The sequence below is a fragment of the Pseudomonas sp. SDO5522_S412 genome, assembly GCF_054071215.1.
This window is the reverse complement of sequence record NZ_JBSVWQ010000387.1, coordinates 1-2,869: the sequence shown is the minus strand read 5'-3', so window position 1 is coordinate 2,869 and position 2,869 is coordinate 1. Positions and strand designations below refer to the sequence as shown.

General features: G+C 61.4%; 3 protein-coding genes. All 3 read left to right on the top strand.

Annotated elements, in window-relative coordinates; translation table 11 throughout:
* The first annotated feature begins 120 nt into the window (after nt 1-120).
* From astB to astE, 3 genes are read left to right on the top strand one after another with little or no spacing between them, the layout of a single operon-like run.
* Nucleotides 121-1,467 (top strand): N-succinylarginine dihydrolase, encoded by a 1,347-nt coding sequence (astB, locus tag ACW9I6_RS31845; RefSeq protein ID WP_457340222.1) that lies wholly within the window; start codon nt 121-123, stop codon nt 1,465-1,467.
* Between the two features lie 23 nt (nt 1,468-1,490).
* A complete protein-coding gene (locus ACW9I6_RS31840) occupies nt 1,491-1,781 on the top strand; it encodes a hypothetical protein (RefSeq protein WP_003214319.1) in 291 nt (96 codons plus the stop codon).
* Between the two features lie 11 nt (nt 1,782-1,792).
* Nucleotides 1,793-2,797 (top strand): succinylglutamate desuccinylase, encoded by a 1,005-nt coding sequence (gene astE, locus ACW9I6_RS31835; RefSeq protein WP_457340221.1) that lies wholly within the window; start codon nt 1,793-1,795, stop codon nt 2,795-2,797.
* The last annotated feature ends 72 nt before the right edge of the window (nt 2,798-2,869 follow it).

Here is a 2,869-nt window from a genome sequence, read left to right as displayed (position 1 = left end):
TCAACATTTCAGGCGACTGAACCACCGCTTTCGCGAGCAAGCCCGCTCCCACACTTGATTTGTGGTGTGTTCAAGTAATTTGATGCCTATAAAAATACAGATGTTCGTGGAGCCTCGCCGATGAAATCCTGTGAAGTCAATTTTGACGGTCTAGTGGGGCCGACCCATAACTACGGCGGCTTGTCCTACGGCAACGTCGCGTCCCAAAGCAACAGCCAGCAGTCCTCCAACCCGAAGGAAGCTGCGCTGCAAGGCTTGGCGAAGATGAAGGCCCTGATGGAAATGGGCTTTGTGCAAGGTGTGCTGGCGCCCCAGGAACGTCCGGATGTGGCCGCCTTGCGCAACCTCGGTTTTGCCGGCACCGACGCACAAGTCATCCAGCAGGCCGCCAAGCAAGCCATGCCGCTGCTGGTTGCCAGTTGCTCGGCGTCGAGCATGTGGGTGGCCAATGCCGCGACCGTCAGCCCGAGCGCCGACACCTTTGACGGCCGCGTGCATTTCACCGCCGCCAACCTCAACTGCAAATACCACCGCAGCATCGAACACCCGACCACCAGCCGCGTGCTGGGGGCGATGTTCGCTGACCAGAAGCACTTCGCCCACCACGCCGCATTACCGGCGGTGGCGCAGTTCGGTGACGAAGGCGCGGCCAACCACACGCGTTTCTGCCGGGACTATGGCGAGGCGGGCGTAGAGTTTTTCGTGTTCGGCCGCAGCGCGTTCGACACCCGCTACCCGGCGCCGCAAAAGTACCCGGCACGCCAGACCCTTGAAGCTTCCCAGGCGGTCGCGCGCCTGCACGGCCTGCGGGATGACGGCGTGGTCTACGCCCAGCAGAACCCGGCGGTGATCGATGCCGGTGTGTTCCACAACGATGTGATCGCGGTGGGCAATGGCGAGGTGCTGTTCTATCACGAGGATGCGTTCCTCAATACCGATCAGATGCTCGGTGAATTGCAGGGCAAGCTCGGCAAGCTCGGCGGCAATTTCCAGTCGATCTGCGTGCCACGGGCCCAGGTGGGTGTTGAAGACGCGGTGCGTTCCTACCTGTTCAACAGCCAGCTGCTGACCCGCGCCGACGGTTCGATGCTGCTGATCGTGCCGGAAGAATGCCGCGCCAACGAGCGTGTCTGGCAGTACCTGCAAGGCCTGACGTCCTCCGGCGGGCTGGTCCGTGAAGTCAAAGTCTTCGACCTCAAGCAAAGCATGCAGAACGGCGGTGGCCCGGCGTGCCTGCGCTTGCGTGTAGCCTTGAATGAAACCGAACTGGCGGCGGTCAACCCAGGGGTTATCATGACGGCGCCGTTGTACGACACGCTGACCCAATGGGTCGACAAGCACTACCGCGACAGCCTGCGGGAAACCGACCTGGCTGACCCGCAATTGCTGCTTGAGTGCCGGACGGCACTGGATGAACTGACGCAAATCCTTAAACTGGGCTCGGTTTATCCTTTCCAGATCAATTAACGCCGCACGGCTGAGAACTATTTATGACCACCGACACCCTGAAACTGATCCTTGAAGACACCGACGGCACCCAGCTGGAAACTTCCTGCACCCGCGTCGCCGTGGTGTGGCAGGGCAAGGAGATCTGGATCCAGCACGACGGCCGTGGCCAACTGCTGATCGGCGTGGACGTGGAAGAAGGCGACGCGGAATACGCCAACCTGCTGATGCGCCCATTGGCCACCAACCTGATGAGCCTGCAACTGGAAATGGAACCGGCCGACGTTGAAGGTGATGACGACGATCACGTCCACGGTCCTGGCTGCAACCACTAAGGAAGCTGCGTATGCTCGCCCTCGGCAAACTGCTTGAACTGACCCTCGCCGGTCGCGAACCGGCGCAAAAAATTCAACTGACTGTCGACGGCGTGCAACTGCGCTGGCTCAGTGAGGGCGCGCTGGAAGTGCGGCCTCCTGAGGCGCGGGACAACGGCAGCGACGTGCTGCTGTCGTCCGGCATCCATGGCAACGAAACCGCGCCGATCGAATTGGCCGACCGCTTGCTGCAGGGCATCGCCCGTGGGGAGATCAAGCCCCGTACCCGTATCCTGTTCCTGTTCGGCAACCCCGAGGCCATGCGCCGCGGCGAGCGTTACCTCGAACTGGACGTCAACCGGCTGTTCAACGGCCGTCATGAACAAAACATCGGCCCTGAAGCCATGCGCGCCGCCGAGCTTGAACAGTTGGCCCGCACCTTCTTCAGCATGCCTGGGCGTAGCCGTTTGCACTACGACCTGCACACCGCCATCCGTGGCTCGAAGATCGAGCAGTTCGCACTGTACCCGTGGAAGGACGGTCGCCAGCATTCACGTCGTGAACTGGCGCGCCTGCGAGCCGCGGGCCTGGAGGCGGTGCTGTTGCAGAACAAGACGTCGATCACCTTCACGGCGTTTACCTATGAGCAGCTGGAGGCCGAGTCCTTCACCCTGGAGTTGGGCAAGGCCCGGCCGTTCGGGCAGAACCAGGGCGTGGACGTATCGCGCCTGGAAACCCGCCTCACGCAGATCATCGAGGGTAACGAGCCGGCCACCGAGAGCCTGGATGGCCTGCAGCTGTTCAGCGTCTCCCGGGAAGTGATCAAGCACAGCGATACCTTCGTCCTGCATTTGCCGGCGGACGTGGAAAACTTTTCGGAGTTGGAGAAGGGTTATCTGCTGGCCGAGGACATTGCCAAGACCCGCTGGGTAATCGAAGAGGAGGGCGCGCGCATCATCTTCCCGAACCCGAAGGTCAAGAATGGCTTGCGAGCAGGGATATTGATTGTGCCGACCACGGATGCCGGCCTGGCCTGAATCCCGAGACTGACTCGGTCAAATGTGGGAGCGGGCTTGCTCGCGAAGGCGGTGTATCAGTCAGACATGTAT